The organism is Collinsella sp. BG-O-102 (genome assembly GCF_023656745.1).
Classification (GTDB): Bacteria; Actinomycetota; Coriobacteriia; order Coriobacteriales; family Coriobacteriaceae; genus Collinsella.
On the sequence record NZ_JAMOKO010000011.1, the window covers coordinates 60,415 to 77,315 of the forward strand.

A 16,901-nucleotide genomic window follows, 5' to 3' on the forward strand; every position below is an offset into this window, starting at 1 on the left:
TCGCACATGCGGACGGGTACGTGGCAGGGGCGCTATCCTAAGATGTTATGAATGAGATTTCCAACATACATGCGTTTGAAGACGAGGAATTTCTGCACGCCTGCTTTGTGTGGGGGATAGCCGTGCTCGGCGCATTTGCCGTGTGCCTGGTGCCGGTGTTTATGCTGATGGGCGGGCCCGCTGACCTGGATGCGGCTGACGCGGGCGGTTGGACGGCCGTCTTGGGCTGGATAGTCGGCTTGGCTGCGGTTTCGGCGGCGTCATTTGCCGTGCACGAGCTGGTGCACGCGGTGTTCTTTAAGCTGCTGGCGCCTGCGGGCGCGAAGGTGACCTTTGGGGCGAATCGCGAGACAGCGATGATCTATGCCTGCGCCGAGGGCGTGGTGTATTCGCGCCGGCGGTACGTGGCAGTTTGCCTGGCGCCTACGGTTGTTGTGACGACAGCGTTTGCCCTGGGGTTTGCGTTCTCGGGCTATCCGCTGCTGTGCTACCTGGCGGCCGGCTTGCATTTGTCGGGCTGTGTGGGCGACTGGTATTACATGCGGACCATCTTGCGCGACCGCCGCATTGTCGCCTGCGAGGACACGTCCTTCGGCGTGCGCTTTTTCGGGTGAGGAGATGTCGATGAAGCCGTTGTTGCTGCATGCGTGCTGTGCGCCGTGCTCGCTTGAGCCGGTCCGCCTGCTGCGCGAGGAAGGGTTTGAGCCCACGATTTGCTGGACCAACCCCAATATTCAACCGCGCGATGAATGGCAGCGCCGCTTGGACGAGCTGCGCCGGTGGTGTGTCGATGGCGACATCGAGCTCATCGAGGCAGGGGAGGACCGCGATCGCTGGGAGACCGGCGTGGCACCGCTGGGCGCCGATCGGCCTCGTCGCTGTCGCGCGTGCTATGCCCTGCGCTTGGCCGAGGCGTGCCGCGTGGCCCAGGAGCGCGGGTTTGAGTTTGTGGGCACGACGCTCGCCGTCTCGCCGTACCAGTTGTTCGAAACCTGCAATGATGTGTTGGAGCGTCTGGCTGCCGCCCGCGGTCCCACTCCGGTGATTCGTGATTTTCGTCCGTATTACCCCGAGGCCACGCGTCGTTCGCGCGAGCTGGGCATGTATCGGCAGAACTACTGTGGTTGCCGCTTCTCGGCTGTCGAGGCGGCCATGGACCGCGCCCGCATCCGCGACGAGCGCAAAGCCGCCAAAAAGTAGTTCATTTGGGACGTCAGCCTGCTAGGATGTAGAGCGGACTTTAGCTATATAAGGAGTATCCGACGTGTCTATGCGTACCGATGATTTTGACTACAACCTTCCCGAGGAACTGATTGCCCAAGCTCCTGCCGAGCCGCGCGACTCCTGCCGCCTTCTGGTGGTGGATCGCAAGGGCTCCCAGGCGGGAACGCCGCTGGAGCACGGCGGTACCGTTGAGCACCGCATCTTCCGCGACATCATCGACTATATCGAGCCGGGCGACGTGCTCGTCATCAACCAGACGCGCGTGATGCCGGCTCGCCTGATCGGTCGCAAAGCCGGCTCGGGCGGCGTGGTCGAGACTCTGCTGCTCAAGCGCCGCGAGGACGTGGATCCGCTGGGCCATGTTTGGGAGTGCTTGGTCAAGCCGGGCAAGCGCCTGAAGCCCGGTGCTCATATTGAGTATCGCGCCGGTGGCGCCCATGCGCCCGAGGGGGCTCCCGTGGTGCTGACAGCCGAGGTTGTCGACTTTGTCACCGATAGCCGCGGCGGCCGTCTGGTGCGTTTTGAGCCGGCCGGTTGCAATGCCGCCGGCGACCCGCGCACGCTCGACGAGGCCATCCACGCTGCCGGCCACGTGCCGCTGCCGCCCTACATTACCGATTACGAGGGCGATCCCGAGAAGTACCAGACCGTCTACGCCATGAAGGAGGAGCACTCGGCTGCCGCTCCTACGGCGGGTTTGCACTTCACGCCCGAGCTCATGGCCGCTATCGAGGCCAAGGGTGCGAAGTTTGCCGCCGTCGAGCTCGAGGTGGGTATCGATACCTTCCGTCTGGTGGAGGAGGACGACCCCACGCAGCACGTGATGCACACCGAGCGCTACCACGTGTCGCAGGAGGTTGTCGATGCCGTGCACAAGGCCAAGGCCGAGGGTCATCGTGTGATCGCCGTCGGCACCACCGCGGTGCGCTCGCTCGAGAGCGCGTTTGACGCGGACGCGCCGGTGTCCGATCCGGCTGTGACGGCGCGCTATTTTGAGGGCCGCGAGGACGGGGCCGACACGCTCGGCCGCGGCGACATCGTGGTGCGCGAGAACGCGACAACGCAGCTCTACCTCATGCCCGGCTCGACCTATCACGTGGTCGACGCGTTGATCACGAACTTCCACGTGCCGCGCTCCACGCTCATGATGCTCGTGAGCGCGCTTGCCACCCGCGACCAGATCATGGATGCCTACGCCGCCGCCATCGAGGAGCGCTACCGCTTCTTCAGCTTTGGCGACGCGATGCTCATTCAGTAGGTTACGGCGTTTTCCAAACGCCGTAACCGGCCGACGCTGCGCGGGCCGCATTTGGACAATCTGACGTTCAACTTCAAGGGCGCGACCAGAAGGTCAGCGCCCTTTCGTTACGGGCTTTAGCCTGTGCGGGGCGCGCAGCGCGCCGCATCAGAAACCACCCGCTATGCGGGTGGGGCCAAACGGCTTTACAAAGCCGCCCCCTCGCCGGACACTTGCGATTGTTCAGGCCGCAAGGAATCCGAGTCGAGAGGGCGGTGGTGGCGTATGGCCCAGAAGGCCTACAGCCTGTCGCACACGAAGTGGATGTGCAAGTACCACGTCGTGTTCACGCCGAAGTATAGGCGCAAAGTCATCTACAACCAAATAAGGTCCGACCTTGGGGAGATCTTCAGGAGGCTCTGCCAGTACAAGGGGATAGAGATCATCGAGGGGCACCTGATGCCCGACCACGTCCACATGCTGCTGGCGATACCGCCGAAGTACAGCGTATCGAGCGTGATGGGCTACCTGAAGGGGAAGAGCTCGCTGATGATATTCGACAAGCACGCGAACATGAAGTACAAGTTCGGCAACAGGAAGTTCTGGGCCGAGGGCTACTACGTGTCCACCGTCGGCCTGAACGAGGCCACCGTCGCGAAGTACATCAGGGAGCAGGAGAAGGCCGACATCGCGATCGACCGGCTGAGCGTCAAGGAGTACGAGGACCCCTTCGATAGGGGGCCGGGGCGCAAGTAGCGCCGGTTTGACCGGCCCGTCACGGGTCAACCTGCATGCGGCCCGAACCCCGTGAGGGCCGGCGCCTTTAGACGCGTGCCGGAAATCCAAGGGTTATACCCTAAGAGCAAACCACCCCTTTTAGGGGTGGTTTTGATTCACGTCACCTTGCCTCAAATGCGACCCGCTCGCTGACTCTGCCATAACATCGGCATTTCTTTGGTTGTCGATGTAGTCATTGGGGACGTTCTTGTTCGACTAGTCGTTTAAGAACGTCCCCAATGACTACCTTGCATCAATCTAATAAGTTGCGGTGAGATAGTTCTTGAACTGGCCTTTTTTGAGGCTAAACAGGAACTATCTCACCGCAACTGCGTTGAGCGTTTTTTTGGCAGCCGGTTTACTTGCTTGCGAACAGCCAGACTAGGATGATCACTAGGATTGCGGCGACGATGCAGACGATGGCGCCGGTGAATTTGATGCGTGAGTCGCGGGTACGCTCGCGCACCGCGTCCTCGGTGGCCTCGAGCTGGGCGACTTCTCGCTCGGTCTCGGCGTGTTCGGCTTTGTCTCGGGCCAAGGATCCTGCAAGCGACTCAGTGATCTCTGGGTGGTCGTGCACCTCGGTCGCCTGCTCGATAATCGACTGCGCATGCGCGGCATCTGCTTGGGCGTTGGCTATGCTCTGCTCTTGGTCGCGGCGTGCCTTGTCCTCGGCAGCGATCTTCTCGCGCAGTTCGCGCTGGCGCGTCGTGGCGGCAGTCTTCGCCGTCTGCAGCTCGTCGCGTGCGGCATCGGCCTCTGCCGTCACGGCCTGATGGGCTCGCTTAGCGTCGGCGATGGGGGCTTGCGCCTGTTCGACGGCCTGCTCGGCTGCGGCAAGCGAGTGCTCAAGGTCGGCGGTAATGCGCGGGACATCTTCTTCGGCTTTACGCAGGGCATCTGCCGTGTCGGAGATCTGCATCGAGAGCTCGCTGGTTCGCACCGTATAGTTGGCGGGATTTGCCGAGGGATTGCGTTGCAGCTCGGCATACTCATGACGCAGCGTCTCGAGCTGGGCGCGCGTGGCGTCGACGGTTTGTTGTGCGGCCGCAATGCCGGCGTCTCGCTCGGCTTTCACCTTGTCGCGGATGCGCTTGGAATCCTCAAGACGCCGAACGAGGCGGTTGCCGGTTTCGCGCGAGCTCGCCTCGCGGGCCTCCACGGCGTCGAGCGCGGCCTTCAGGCGGAGCTCAGTCGCGTCATCCTCTGTCTTCATTTGTTCGAACTGACCCTTGAGCTCTGTCGCTTTGGCGGCGTGGGCATCACGGCCAATCTCGGCGGCCACTGCAGTCTTTTGGGCCGTGGCAATCGCCTGGCGCTGGTCGGCGACGATCTGGTCGTAGCGGCCTGCGATATCCTGGCGCGTCTCGAGTTCCTCGGCCTGATCGGCAATGCGCTGCTCAAGTTCGGCCAGATGGGCGCGGGCATCGGCAAGTGCCTTTTTCGCGGCGTTCATCTCGCGCATGGCCGAGGCGCCCTGAGCGATAAAGGTGCCCACGGCGTTCGCGGTGTTCGAGACAGCGGTCCCCAGATCGCGGCTCGCGGCGGGGGAGTGCGAGGCGGTCGGGCGAGCGGTGTCGGCAGCATCCGCATCGGCAGCCTGCGGCACGGAGATGTTGCCGGTGCCGCCCTCGACCACAGAAAAGCCTGCTGCGTGCGGGTCGACCGCATCGGCGCCAATCGTGGGGTGCTCGAGCTGCAGAAACGAGGGCATGGTGCTGCCCTGGTCGGCAACCGGAGTCTCGCCGGGTACAAAGGTCGAGGCCGCCTCGGCGGCCTCCTCTTCCTCGGCATCAATGTCGGCGTCGGCCACGGCGTCTTTCATCGCTTTGACGGCATCCATCATGGAGTCCATGACGGCGTCGAGCTCTTCTTCCGAAGACACCTCGATAGGGCCCGCAGCTTGCGGGGCGGCATCCTGTACGGGGTCGTCATCCTGAGCGGGCGCATCGTCGTTTTGCTCGCCTGCATCTTCGGCGCCAGGGGTTTCCGCCGTAGCGCTTTCGTCCAAGATGGGGTCGTCGAGGTCAATATCATCGCAGGTCACAGCATCAGCATCTGCGGTGACGTCTGCGGAATCATCAATATGCTGTTGAGTCTGGGGGTCCAGCTCGTCTGTCATAGGTATGTGCTCCTCATCGTTGTTTGTCACCCTATGATAAAGTCTCGCGCCGACTTCCCGCGCGCCGCAGCAAAGTTTCAAAACGTGTTCGATGACTCGCGTCGATAGCAAAAACTCGGCCACTCTATCCAATTTTTACTTGACATTCCCTTCGCCGAAAGACGTTGCGCCGTTCGCCTGCCATGGACTTTATTTTTCACTTGAACCCGTTAAAGTTGCATTTCAGCTTTTGGCGCGTTTATTTGGATGCGCGCAGTCGGCGGGTGCGCCCGTCGCGATTTGAAAGGACTTTATATGGGACTTTTCACTGGTAAGACCGTGATCGTCACCGGCGGCGGCAAGGCCACGCTTAAGGACGGCTCCGCTGGCTCCATCGGTTACGGCATCGATATCGCTTTTGCCAAGGAGGGCGCGAACCTCGTTATCACTGGCCGCAACGTCGCCAAGCTCGAGGCCGCCAAGGAGTCCCTCGAGGCCGAGTACGGTGTCAAGGTTCTGCCTGTTCAGGCCGATGTTTCGGCTGGTCAGGACAACGAGGCTGTCGTCCAGAACGTTATCGACAAGGCCATTGAGGAGTTCGGCCGCATCGACGCTGTCGTCAACAATGCTCAGGCCAGCGCCTCGGGTGTGACCATCGCCGACCACACCATGGATCAGTTTAACCTGGCCATTTATTCCGGTCTGTATGCCACCTATCTGTACATGCAGAAGGCCTATCCGCACCTGAAGGAGACCAAGGGCTCCGTGGTCAACTTTGCCTCGGGCGCCGGCCTGTTTGGCAACTATGGTCAGTGCAGCTATGCCGCCGCCAAGGAGGGCATCCGTGGTCTGACTCGCGTTGCCGCCAACGAGTGGGGCAAGGACGGCATCAACGTCAATATCGTTTGTCCGCTTGCTTGGACCGCTGCGCTCGAGAACTTCCAGGATGCCTATCCCGAGGCGTTCAAGGCCAATGTCCACATGCCGCCGGCAGGCCACTACGGCGACGTCGAGAAGGAAATCGGTCACGTGGTCGTTCAGCTCTGCGGTCCCGACTTTAAGTACATGAACGGCGAGACTGTCACCCTCGAGGGTGGCATGGGCCAGCGGCCGTAGGGGTTACGCTGTTTTTCCAAACCGCGTAACGGCTCGACGCTGCGCGGTCACCAGGGCGACCGCTCGCTGACGTCGCCAGAGCATCGGCGTTGCCTTGGCTGTTGGAGATGATCTCGTAGTCGTTGGGGACGTTCTTAAATGACTAGTCATAAGGGACACTCTTGCTGGCACTTGGGGACAGTCCCTAAGTGCCAGCAGATTGGGACACTCCTTTGCAAGATGGCGCTGAAGATTGTCCCCGACGACTAGTCGTTTAATGCACCAGTTTCTGTCGAGTCGGTGCTCTTTGCGGGTTGCCCGTATAATGGTTTGCGTATGAACCGCAACCAAGGAGTTCCAGTTTATGGACCAGAGCCTTTTTAAATTCGATCTGATCGCCGAGGATCCGACCACGCACGCGCGCGCCGGCGTGCTACATACCCCGCACGGCGACATCGAGACGCCGATTTTCATGCCCGTGGGCACCAAGGCAAACGTCAAGGGTATTCCTACCGAGACCGTCAAACAGCTCGGCGCCCAGATCGTGCTTGCCAATACCTATCACCTGTCCATGCGTCCCGGCGAGGACACCATCGCCGAGCTGGGCGGACTGCACAAGTTTATGAACTGGCATGGCCCCATTCTTACCGACTCGGGCGGCTTCCAGGTGTTCAGCCACAACGACGCCGTCAAGCTCACCGACGAGGGTGTGCGCTTTATCGTCAACGATTACGACGGTCGCCACGTGTTCTGGACGCCCGAGGACAACATGGAAATCGCCATGAAGCTCGGCTCCGACATCTGCATGCAGCTCGACCAGTGTCCGGGCTATCCCGCCACGCGCGCCTACGTTGAGCGCGCCGTTGAGCTGTCGAGTATGTGGGCCGAGCGCTGCTATAAGGCGCATACCCGCGACGACCAGGCGCTCTTTGGCATTGTTCAGGGCGGCATGCACCTAGATCTGCGCCTGCGCTCGCTGCGCCATTTGGAGGAGTGCGGCGACTTCCCCGGTTACGGCATCGGCGGCTACTCGGTGGGCGAGGACCACGAGACCATGTTCGAGACCCTGGCACCGCTCGTAAGCGAGTACATGCCCAAGCACAAGCCGCGCTACCTGATGGGCGTCGGCAACCCCACCACCCTCGTGCGCGGTGTGGGCGTGGGCATCGACATGTTCGACTGCGTGCTGCCGACGCGCACGGGCCGCATGGGTACGGCGTTCTCCAGCGAGGGTCGCCTCAACTTCCGCAACGCGCGCTTTGCGCACGACGACGGCCCCATCGATCCCACCTGCACCTGCCCGGTGTGCACGGGCGGCTACAGCCGCGCACTCATTCGCCACATGGTCACGCAGAAGGAGATGCTCGGCGGCATTCTGCTGTCGATGCACAACATCTACTACCTGCTCAACCTTATGCAGCGTGCCCGCCAGGCCATTATCGAGGGCCGTTACGGCGCGTTCGTGAGCGACTGGATGAACAGCCCTGCCGCGGTGGATTACTAAGGGCGACAGACACGCTTGCAGAGCGTGGGCAACGGCAATGGTCGAGCGCCAGCCGGTCGTCGCATTCGCTGACACCGGCTGCGCGACCGCTGACCGATAGCTTGCAAGTGCTTGATGTATCGTGGGTACCATACCGAATAGTTGATGCTCGGGCGGGTGTTTGACGCATGGCGTCGATCCCGCCCGTTTCTATTTTCGATAGGAGCACCCATGATTAAGAATGAGAACGTCGAGGGCGAGCCCGCCTACGACGAGACGTACCGCCGCGGCCCCGTGGTCATGCGCGGCCCCATGATTCCTAAGGACAACACCTACGCCAACCTGCTGGCGCCCGAAGATTCAACCGACTGGTTGCATGCCGATCCGTGGCGCGTCCTTCGTATTCAGGCAGAATTCGTCGATGGCTTTGGCGCGCTTGCCGAGCTCGGGCCCGCGGTGACCATCTTCGGCAGTGCCCGCACGCCCAAGACCGATCCGCTCTACAAGGCGGCGCGCACGGTCGGCCGCAAGATCGCGCAGCGCGGCGTGGCGGTTATCACCGGCGGCGGCCCCGGCATTATGGAGGCGGCCAACAGGGGGGCGGCGAGTGCCAACGGCAAGTCGGTCGGCTTGGGTATCGAGCTTCCGCACGAGCAGGGGCTCAACAAATACGTGAACCTGGGTATGGACTTCCGCTACTTCTTTGTGCGTAAGACCATGTTCGTTAAGTACAGCTCGGGTGCCATCGTGTTCCCCGGCGGTTTCGGCACGCTCGACGAGATGTTCGAGGTGCTCACGCTGGTGCAGACGCACAAGGTCAAGCGCATGCCGCTCGTACTGGTGGGCAGCGAGTACTGGCAAGGCCTGTTCGACTGGCTCAACGGCCCGGTGATGGATGCCGGCATGATTAGCCCGCTCGATCCAGACCTCGTCCACATCACCGACGACCTCAACGAGGCCGTCGACATCGCCCTGAGCGGGTTGATATAGGGCGAGCGTGCCTGTCGTTGTAGTATTGTGAATGGCAGACTGATGCTATTTAACATCAGTCTGCCATCTAAATTGGGTATACTGATGCAAAAGACGAGGCGAGGAGGTCGCGTATGTCCACTGCAACGGTTAAGCCTACGACGGTTCGCATCGAAGAGGGGCTCAAGGAGCAGGCGACTGAGTTCTTGGATACGGTTGGTCTAAGTCTCAATTCGTATCTCAACCTTGCTGTTCGGCAGCTGGTAAATCAGCGAAAGATTCCTTTTGAGATCGTAGGAAGGGCAGAGGTGCCCAACGAGGCGACGAGACGCGCCATGGTGATCGCCGAGGCTCATGAGTTGGGGATTTTGACGGACGACAGCCCGTCATTCAATAACGCTGATGAGCTTATATCGTTCCTCGATGAGGACTAGCGATGTTTGAGATTAAAGTCGAGGCTCAGTTTAAGGCGGATTACAAACGGACGATGCGCATCCATCCGCAGCTAAAAACCGAGTTTAGGGCGGCGGTCGCAGAGCTTGCAGCTCACGGCTCGCTTCCCGCGGAATATGGCGCCCATGAGCTTTCAAACCCGGGCGGCAACTACAACGGCCACATCGATTTCCATCTATCCGATGGCTTGGTCGACGTGGTCGTTCTCTACTTGCCGCATAAGACTAATCCTGTGATCCGGCTGGTCAGAATGGGCTCTCATGAGGAGCTGTTCCAGGGTCCGCAGGGCTGATTGCCGATTTCTAAGTTGCGGTGGAATAGGGATTGATTGGCGGCTAATAAGCCAAAAACAGTCCCTATTCCACCGCAACTGATGTGGGCGTCCCTAGTGAGTTGGCTGGTAGCGGGGGCAGTAGCTGATGGCGATGGCGTCGACGCCTACGTGGGTGGCGATGGTGCAGCCGATGGGGCCGGTGCCGGCGTCTACGTAATCCTGACCCGCGAGTGCCTCGTTGACAAGCTCCTGCTCCTCGGCGGCGCCGGTCGTGAGCACGCGCACGCTGGAGCCCGGATACTCGGCCAAAAATGCGAGGCAATCGGCCATGGTGTTGGTAACGATGCGCTTGGCACCGCGGCCCTTTTTTATGGCCTTGATCTCGCCCGATTTCCACTCCGGCGAAACGGCCAGGCGAATGCTGAGCATTTGCGTGAGCTGGCCGGCGAGCTTGGGCGCGCGGCCGTTCTTAACGAGATTCTCGAGCGTGCGGGGAATCAGCAGCAGGTGGGCGTCGGGCAGCGTCGCGCGGATCTGCGCCTCGGTCTCGTCCAGGCTGCGGCCGTCCTCGCGCATGGCCAGCGCGTACTCCACCAGCAGGCCCTCGGCGCCCGAGCCGGTGCGCGAGTCGATGCAGCGCACGTCGAGCTCGTGCGTTTCGGCCGTCAGGCTGGCGTTGGCATAGCAGGCGGACCACTCGCTGCACAGCGAGATAAAGATGGCGCTATCGTGGCCGTCGGCGCGCACGCGGTCAAAGAGTGCCTTGAACTCGCCGGCGCTCGGCTGCGAGGTGTGCGGCAACTCCTCGGAGCCAGCCATGCGGGCGACGTATTCCTCGGCGGTAATCTGCACCTGGTCGAGCAGGTCCTCGCCCTCGATAATCACATGTAGCGGAATCACGTAAATGCCGAGCTCTTGGGCGCGGGCGGGGGAGATGTCCGACGTGGAGTCGGTTATGATGGCAAAAGACATAATTGCACCTTTCGTTGGGGCGCGGCAGCGCCGCCTTCTGAGAGCAAAGTGCGACAAGTATAGTGGAGTCGTTCCACATTTATAGGTTCAATTGTTGAATAGTCAACAGTTTGAAGTGTCGGTGTGGAAATCGTCAACTGGGGAAGAGGGATGCCGATGGAGGCGCTGGAGATATGCAAGCGGCCGGTCGTGCTGTTTGATTTCGATGGCACGGTGGCAGATACGGGTCGAGCGGTGATGACCTCGACGCGCAAGACGTTGGCCGCGCGCGGGTTTTCGGAGGCGCAGATGGGTGACCTGCGTCGCATGATCGGGCCTCCGCTGTGGAAGAGCTTCCACGACTTTTACGGCTTTACGCGCGAGGAGTCGCTTGTGGTGGCCGACGAGTACCGTGCCTTTTTTGATGAGCTGGGACCGGAAGAGTATCCCGTGTTCGATGGAATCCCCGAGCTGCTCGATGGCCTTGTCGCGCAGGGGCATCGCTTGGCCGTGGCGACGTCACGCATGGAGGCAAAGTGCATTGACATGGTGGGCGAGCTTGGGCTTTCGCAGTTTGAGGCGGTGGTTGGCATGAATCCGCCGCAGGGACGCGAGACCAAGGCCGATTCGGTTCGCGATGCCCTGGCGGCCCTCGGCGCGACGGCCGACGATGCCGTGATGATCGGCGATCGCTTTAACGATGTGGAGGGCGCGCACGCGATGGGCGTGCCGTGCATCGGCATCTATTCGGGCGCGGCAGCGCCGGGGGAGCACGAGGCCGCGGGCGCCGATGCGGTGGTGCACTCGGTGGCCGAGCTTGCTAAACTTTTCGCTATCTAATAGACATAATGTGAGGGGCGGGCGTACCCGTCGCTCATTGGTAAGGAGGTCGTCCATGAATCAGGTGGAGCAGAGCGTCGCTGAGTATGTCGACGAGGTCTGGGAGGATGTCGTCGCTGATATCGAGCAGCTGGTGAGTTATCCTTCCGTGGCAGTTTCTGCCGATGCGGAGCCCGGCGCGCCGTTTGGCCGCCCGGTCCGTGACGCGCTCGATTGCGCGCTCGGCATTGCGCAGAAGCTCGGCTATCAGACGAGCGACGACGAGGGCTATGCGGGAATCGCCGATATCCCGGGCCGCGGCGACAAGCAGCTCGCGACTATCTGCCACGTGGACGTGGTTCCCGCCGGCCCTGGCTGGAACACCGACCCGTTCGCGATGGAGCGTCGCGAGGGCTGGTTGCTCGGTCGCGGCGTGATCGACGACAAGGGCCCGGCAGTGCTGTCGCTTTATGCCGGCGCGTACCTGCTCAAGCACGGCATTGTGCCGCGCTACACCTTCCGCGCGCTGCTGGGCTGCGATGAGGAAGTGGGCATGTCCGACGTTCACCATTATCTGGAGAACTACCCCAACCCTGACTTTCTGTTTACGCCTGATGCCGAGTTCCCGGTCTGCAATGCCGAGAAGGGCCAGTTTGGGGCGACGTTCGTGAGCCCCAAGATCGACGGCGGGCGCATCGTGTCGTGGAGCGGCTCCGAGGCGAGCAATGCCATTCCGTCGCAGTCCATCTGCGAGCTTGCGATTGCCGCCGATGAGCTGCCGGCGCCCGTTGAGAACGTCGACCGCCTGGAGATCACGGCGCTTGATAACGGGCATGCGCAGATTTTCGCCCACGGTATTGGCGGCCACGCTTCGATGCCTGAGGGCACCATCAACGCCGTCGGCCTGATCGTGACGTACCTGCGCGAGGCCGAGGACGCGTTTGGTGCCCGTGACGAGCGCCTGCTGACGCCTGCCGAGCACGAGTTCGTCAAGTTCCTGGCCTTTGTACATGCAGACGCCTATGGCCGCGGCCTGGGTATCGATGCGACGAGCTCGGCGTTTGGCCCGCTTACCTGCAACGCTGGCGTCATCCGCGTGGCGGATGGCCATATTGAGCAGGTCATCGACGTGCGCTTCCCCGACAGCACGAGCGCCGATACCATCCGCGAGCAGCTCGAGCCGCTTGTGGGGCGCTTTGACGTGACGTGTCGCGTGGGTCATGCAAAGGTGCCGTTCTCGGTCTCTGCCGATGATCCGGCCGTGAAGGCGCTTATTGATACCTATAACGAGTTTACGGGCAAGCATGCTGAGCCCTTTGCCATGGGCGGCGGCACGTACGCGCGCAACTTTGCCCGCGCCGTCTCGTTTGGCCCCGAAGAGACCGGCCTGGAGCTGCCCGCGTGGGGCGGCCAGATGCACGGCCCCAACGAGTGCGCCAACGAGGACCAGCTTAAACAGGCGCTCAAGATCTATATTGTTGCGATCCTCCGTTTGAATGAATTAGAGCTTTAAGGTTACGCGGTTTCCCAATCTTAGTTGCGGTGGAATAGTTCCTAGAATGGGCCATTTGATGGCCGAGCAGGAACTATTTCACCGCAACTTTGTTTTTATTGGTGTAAAAGGTGCGCCATGTTCGGCGCTGGATTGTTATTCGTTTGTAAAGGCCGTGCTGCGCTTGCGGTAAGGGTCTATCAGATGCCCGTAAAAAACCGCAGTTGGCGCGGGCGCTGCCCGGTCGGGGTCGTATCTTTCCAAACAGCAAAGCGGGCAGGGTGCCCGCGAATCGCATGTATGAAAGGAAGATCATGCTCGATCAGGCTTATTCTCGTCGTCAGTTCCTCGGCCTCGCTGGTGGTCTCGCCAGCATCGTCGGTCTCGGCCTCGTTGGTTGCGGCGGCTCCGGCGCATCCGACGCCGCCGACAAGGGTAGCGCTGCTGCTGCCGAGTCCGTCTCCGGCGAGGTGACCTACGACGGCGCCTCTTCGTTCCAGGCTCTCGTCGAGGCTGCTGCCGAGAAGTTCATGGACGCCAACCCCGACGTCTCCATCTCCGGTTCGGGCAACGGTTCGGGCAAGGGCCTGACCGCTGTCGCCGCCGGCACCGTCACCATCGGTAACTCCGACGTCTTCGCGGAGACCAAGCTCGAGGCCGACCAGGTCAAGAACCTCGTCGACCACGAGGTCGCCGTCGTGGGCATGGGCCCTGTCGTCTCCAAGAACGTCAAGGTCGACGACCTGTCCCTCGAGCAGCTCAAGGGCATCTTCTCCGGCCAGATCACCAACTGGAAGGAGGTCGGCGGCGACGACGCTACCATCGTCGTCCTCAACCGCAAGGCAGGCTCCGGTACCCGCGCCACCTTCGAGGCTGCCGTCTTTGGCGACGAGGCCGTCGACTTTAAGGGCGACGCCGAGCTCGACAAGTCCGGTGACGTCCAGACTCAGATGGGCAGCACCGACAACGCCATCTCTTACCTGGACTTCTCGCACTTCGATGACTCCAAGTTCAATGCCATCAAGGTCGAGGGCGTGGAGCCCAAGAGCGCAAACGTCACCGACGATTCCTTTAAGATTTGGGCTACCGAGCACATGTACTGCGCGAAGGACGCCGACGAGGCCACCAAGGCCTTCCTGGAGTTCATGCTTTCCGACGACGTCCAGGGCAAGCTCGTCGAGGAGCAGGGCTTCATTCCCGTCTCTGCCATGAAGGTCGTCAAGGACGCCAGCGGCAAGGTCTCCGCTAAATAAGTAATCGCCCCGGAAAGGTTTGCAATGGCAAAACAGCTGCCAAAGCGCGACCTTGAGAACGTAGGCCTGGGCGTCACGGGCGCGTGCGTAGCGCTCGTGACGCTTGTCGTTGCCGCGCTCATCTTTATGGTCGCCCAAAAGGGCCTCTCGGCATTTGTTAAGGACGGCGTTTCGGTCGTCGAGTTCTTCACCGGCACCAAGTGGGACCTGGCCAACACGGCCGAAAACGGCCTGCCCTATACCGGCGCCCTGCCTCTGATCATCACCTCGTTTGCGGTCATGGTGCTCTCCACGCTCATCGCGCTGCCCATCGCCATCGGCTCTGCCATCTTTGCGGTCGAGATTAGCCCTAAGTTTGGCTCCAAGGTCTTTCAGCCGCTTATTGAGCTTTTGACCGGCATTCCCTCGGTCGTCTTTGGCCTGATCGGCTTTCACGTGGTCGTTGGCCTCATGAAGAGCGTTTTCCACGTGAGCACGGGTCTGGGCATCTTGCCCGGCGCCATCGTACTGGCCGTCATGATTCTGCCGACGATGACTACGCTTTCGGTCGACGGCCTGCGCGCCGTGCCCGATAGCTACCGTCAGGGCTCGCTCGCGCTGGGCTACACCCGCTGGCAGACCATCTGGCACGTGGTGCTCAAGAGCGCTATGCCATCGCTCATGACCGCAGTCATCCTTGGCATGACCCGCGCCTTTGGCGAGACGCTCGCCGTGCGCATGGTTATCGGCGGCATCGAGGCCATGCCGACGTCGCTGCTGTCGCCTGCGTCCACCATCACCACCACGCTTACCACGTCCATGGCGGTCTATGCCGAGGGTTCGGCCCAGGACGACGTCTTGTGGGCGCTCGGCCTGCTGCTGATGGGCATGAGTCTCATCTTTATCCTGATCATCCATCTCATCGGCCGCAAGGGGGCGAAGGCTCGTGGCTAGCACGCGCATCCTTATCGACGAGGCGAGACTCGGGCGTGTCCAAAAGCAGGACCGCATCGCCACGGGCGTGCTGACGGCAATCGTCGCCATCGTCATGCTCATCGTCGTCTCCATGGTGGCCTATATTCTGTTCGAGGGCATCTCGACGCTGTTCCAGCCGGGATTTCTCACGCAGCCCGCACGCGCCAACGGAACGCAGGGCGGCGTGCTCTACCAGCTGTTCGACTCGTTCTACCTACTGCTGATCACCTTAGGTATCTCGGTGCCCATCAGCCTGGGCGGCGCGGTCTTCCTGGTCGAGTACGCGCCGGACGGCCCCATCCGCGACATCGCCTCCACCGCCATCGAGACGCTGTCCTCGCTGCCCTCCATTGTCGTAGGCATGTTCGGCTTTCTGGTGTTCTCGGTGCAGCTGGGCTGGAAGTACTCCATCATCTCCGGCGCCGTCGCGCTCACCATGTTCAACATCCCCATCCTGGTGCGCGTGATTCAGCAGGCGCTCGAGGACGTGCCGCAGGCCCAGCGCGATGCGTGCCTGGCCATGGGCCTCACTCGCTGGGAGGCCACACTGCACATCCTGATTCCCGAGGCCATGCCCGCCATCGTGACCGGCATCGTGCTTTCGGCCGGCCGCGTGTTTGGCGAGGCCGCGGCGCTGCTCTTTACCTCGGGCATGAGCTCGCCGGTTCGCCTGAACTTCTTGAGCTTTAACCTGTCGAGCCCCACCTGCGCCTGGAACGTGTTCCGTCCCGGCGAGTCGCTGGCCGTGCACATCTACAAGATCTATGGCGAGGGCAGCCCCGAGGCCCAGCAGATCGTCTGGGGCACCGCGGCACTGCTGATGATTTGCGTGCTGCTGTTTAACGTAGTCGCCCGTATCGTAGGCAAGCAACTGGCAAGGAGGATGACGGCCGAATGAGCGAGATGAATGCGACGCCCGCAACCGAGGCGGCATCGTCCGACACCCAGGACTTTTTGTCGAGCGTGGGGGAGAGCGAGAAACGTGTTCGCGTGAGCGGCAAGGCCGTGAGCGACGAGGTCGTGGTCTCCACCAAGGACGTCAATGTGTACTATGGCGACCACCATGCGCTGCACAATACGTCGCTCGACTTCCACAAGGGTGAGATCACGGCGCTCATCGGGCCTTCGGGCTGTGGCAAGTCGACCTTTTTGCGTAGCCTCAACCTAATGAATCGCGAGATTCGCGGTTGCCGCGTGGAGGGTGAGATCAACTACCGCGGGCGCAACGTGAACACCAAGACCGAGAACACCTACGAGCTGCGTCGGTCTATTGGCATGGTGTTTCAGCAGCCCAATCCGTTCCGCAAGTCCATTCGCGACAACATCACCTTTGCGCCCAAGCGCCACGGCATCACCGACCGTGACGAGCTCGACCGCATGGTCGAGGAAAGTCTGCGCGGTGCCGCGCTGTGGGACGAGGTCAAAGACAAGCTCGACAAGAGCGCCTACGCGCTTTCGGGCGGTCAGCAGCAGCGTCTGTGCATTGCGCGCACGCTGGCGCTCAACCCCGACGTGATCCTGTTCGACGAGCCCTGCTCGGCGCTCGACCCCATCTCGACGTTGGCGATCGAGGACCTGATGTCGTCGATCGTTGCCGACCGTGCCATCGTCATCGTGACGCACAACATGGAGCAGGCGTCGCGCGTGTCCAACCGCACGGCGTTCTTCTACATGGGCGATATGGTCGAGTACGACGAGACCGACGAGATTTTCCAACGGCCCAAGGATAAGCGGCTGAATGATTACCTCACCGGTATGTTCTCCTAGTCCGGGACATGCTTGAGGCCCGCGGCGGCCACGGTTGTCGTGGGACTGATTG

General features: G+C 61.6%; 17 protein-coding genes. 15 read left to right on the forward strand and 2 right to left on the reverse strand.

What is annotated here, in order from left to right; all coding sequences use genetic code 11:
* Positions 1-47: 47 nt before the first annotated feature.
* The 4 genes from NBH09_RS06850 (at position 48) to tnpA (ending at position 3,217) form a co-directional block, all read left to right on the forward strand.
* Positions 48-614: a DUF3267 domain-containing protein gene (locus NBH09_RS06850; RefSeq protein WP_250787484.1), complete on the forward strand. Its 567-nt coding sequence runs from the start codon at positions 48-50 to the stop codon at positions 612-614.
* Positions 615-624: 10 nt separating this feature from the next.
* Entirely contained in the window at positions 625-1,200 is a 576-nt protein-coding gene (locus tag NBH09_RS06855) for an epoxyqueuosine reductase QueH (RefSeq protein ID WP_250787486.1), read from the forward strand.
* A gap of 70 nt (positions 1,201-1,270) precedes the next feature.
* Positions 1,271-2,482, forward strand: coding sequence for a tRNA preQ1(34) S-adenosylmethionine ribosyltransferase-isomerase QueA (gene queA, locus NBH09_RS06860; RefSeq protein ID WP_250787531.1), 1,212 nt, complete (start codon positions 1,271-1,273; stop codon positions 2,480-2,482).
* Between the two features lie 264 nt (positions 2,483-2,746).
* Positions 2,747-3,217, forward strand: a complete 471-nt coding sequence (gene tnpA / locus NBH09_RS06865; protein ID WP_250787488.1) for an IS200/IS605 family transposase — start codon at positions 2,747-2,749, stop codon at positions 3,215-3,217.
* A 379-nt stretch (positions 3,218-3,596) separates the two neighbouring features.
* On the opposite strand, the gene NBH09_RS06870 is transcribed toward tnpA, so the two are convergent.
* Positions 3,597-5,360, reverse strand: coding sequence for a hypothetical protein (locus NBH09_RS06870; protein WP_250787490.1), 1,764 nt, complete (start codon positions 5,358-5,360; stop codon positions 3,597-3,599).
* A 294-nt stretch (positions 5,361-5,654) separates the two neighbouring features.
* On the opposite strand from NBH09_RS06870, the gene NBH09_RS06875 reads away from it, so the two are divergent.
* The 5 genes from NBH09_RS06875 to NBH09_RS06895 all read left to right on the forward strand — a co-directional run bounded on the left by NBH09_RS06875 (position 5,655) and on the right by NBH09_RS06895 (position 9,631).
* Entirely contained in the window at positions 5,655-6,455 is an 801-nt protein-coding gene (locus tag NBH09_RS06875; RefSeq protein ID WP_250787492.1) for an SDR family NAD(P)-dependent oxidoreductase, read from the forward strand.
* Between the two features lie 343 nt (positions 6,456-6,798).
* Positions 6,799-7,938 carry a tRNA guanosine(34) transglycosylase Tgt gene (tgt, locus tag NBH09_RS06880; RefSeq protein ID WP_055285790.1) on the forward strand — a complete coding sequence of 380 codons (1,140 nt, stop codon included), beginning with the start codon at positions 6,799-6,801 and terminating at the stop codon, positions 7,936-7,938.
* Between the two features lie 210 nt (positions 7,939-8,148).
* The gene (locus NBH09_RS06885; RefSeq protein ID WP_195239463.1) at positions 8,149-8,907 is read left to right on the forward strand and encodes an LOG family protein; all 759 of its coding nucleotides are present in this window, start codon (positions 8,149-8,151) and stop codon (positions 8,905-8,907) included.
* Positions 8,908-9,020: 113 nt separating this feature from the next.
* Complete coding sequence (locus NBH09_RS06890) at positions 9,021-9,320, forward strand: type II toxin-antitoxin system RelB/DinJ family antitoxin (protein ID WP_138112866.1); 300 nt, start codon at positions 9,021-9,023, stop codon at positions 9,318-9,320.
* A 2-nt stretch (positions 9,321-9,322) separates the two neighbouring features.
* Positions 9,323-9,631 carry a type II toxin-antitoxin system RelE/ParE family toxin gene (locus tag NBH09_RS06895; protein ID WP_195239464.1) on the forward strand — a complete coding sequence of 103 codons (309 nt, stop codon included), beginning with the start codon at positions 9,323-9,325 and terminating at the stop codon, positions 9,629-9,631.
* A gap of 93 nt (positions 9,632-9,724) precedes the next feature.
* Here NBH09_RS06895 and NBH09_RS06900 read toward each other — a convergent pair whose 3' ends face one another.
* Positions 9,725-10,585 (reverse strand): DegV family protein, encoded by an 861-nt coding sequence (locus tag NBH09_RS06900; protein ID WP_250787494.1) that lies wholly within the window; start codon positions 10,583-10,585, stop codon positions 9,725-9,727.
* 156 nt (positions 10,586-10,741) lie between these two features.
* Between NBH09_RS06900 and NBH09_RS06905 the strand changes: the two genes are divergently transcribed.
* From NBH09_RS06905 to pstB, 6 genes are all read left to right on the forward strand, one after another.
* Complete coding sequence (locus tag NBH09_RS06905) at positions 10,742-11,404, forward strand: HAD hydrolase-like protein (protein WP_250787497.1); 663 nt, start codon at positions 10,742-10,744, stop codon at positions 11,402-11,404.
* Between the two features lie 55 nt (positions 11,405-11,459).
* The gene (locus NBH09_RS06910; RefSeq protein ID WP_250787499.1) at positions 11,460-12,896 is read left to right on the forward strand and encodes a M20 family metallopeptidase; all 1,437 of its coding nucleotides are present in this window, start codon (positions 11,460-11,462) and stop codon (positions 12,894-12,896) included.
* Positions 12,897-13,189: 293 nt separating this feature from the next.
* Positions 13,190-14,128 carry a phosphate ABC transporter substrate-binding protein gene (locus NBH09_RS06915; RefSeq protein WP_250787501.1) on the forward strand — a complete coding sequence of 313 codons (939 nt, stop codon included), beginning with the start codon at positions 13,190-13,192 and terminating at the stop codon, positions 14,126-14,128.
* Positions 14,129-14,152: 24 nt separating this feature from the next.
* The gene (gene pstC / locus NBH09_RS06920; protein ID WP_250787503.1) at positions 14,153-15,061 is read left to right on the forward strand and encodes a phosphate ABC transporter permease subunit PstC; all 909 of its coding nucleotides are present in this window, start codon (positions 14,153-14,155) and stop codon (positions 15,059-15,061) included.
* Positions 15,054-15,980, forward strand: coding sequence for a phosphate ABC transporter permease PstA (gene pstA, locus NBH09_RS06925; protein ID WP_199586050.1), 927 nt, complete (start codon positions 15,054-15,056; stop codon positions 15,978-15,980). Before pstC ends, pstA begins: the two co-directional genes overlap by 8 nt.
* Positions 15,977-16,849, forward strand: coding sequence for a phosphate ABC transporter ATP-binding protein PstB (gene pstB / locus NBH09_RS06930; RefSeq protein WP_199586048.1), 873 nt, complete (start codon positions 15,977-15,979; stop codon positions 16,847-16,849). The genes pstA and pstB overlap by 4 nt, the downstream gene beginning before the upstream one ends.
* Positions 16,850-16,901: the final 52 nt, after the last annotated feature.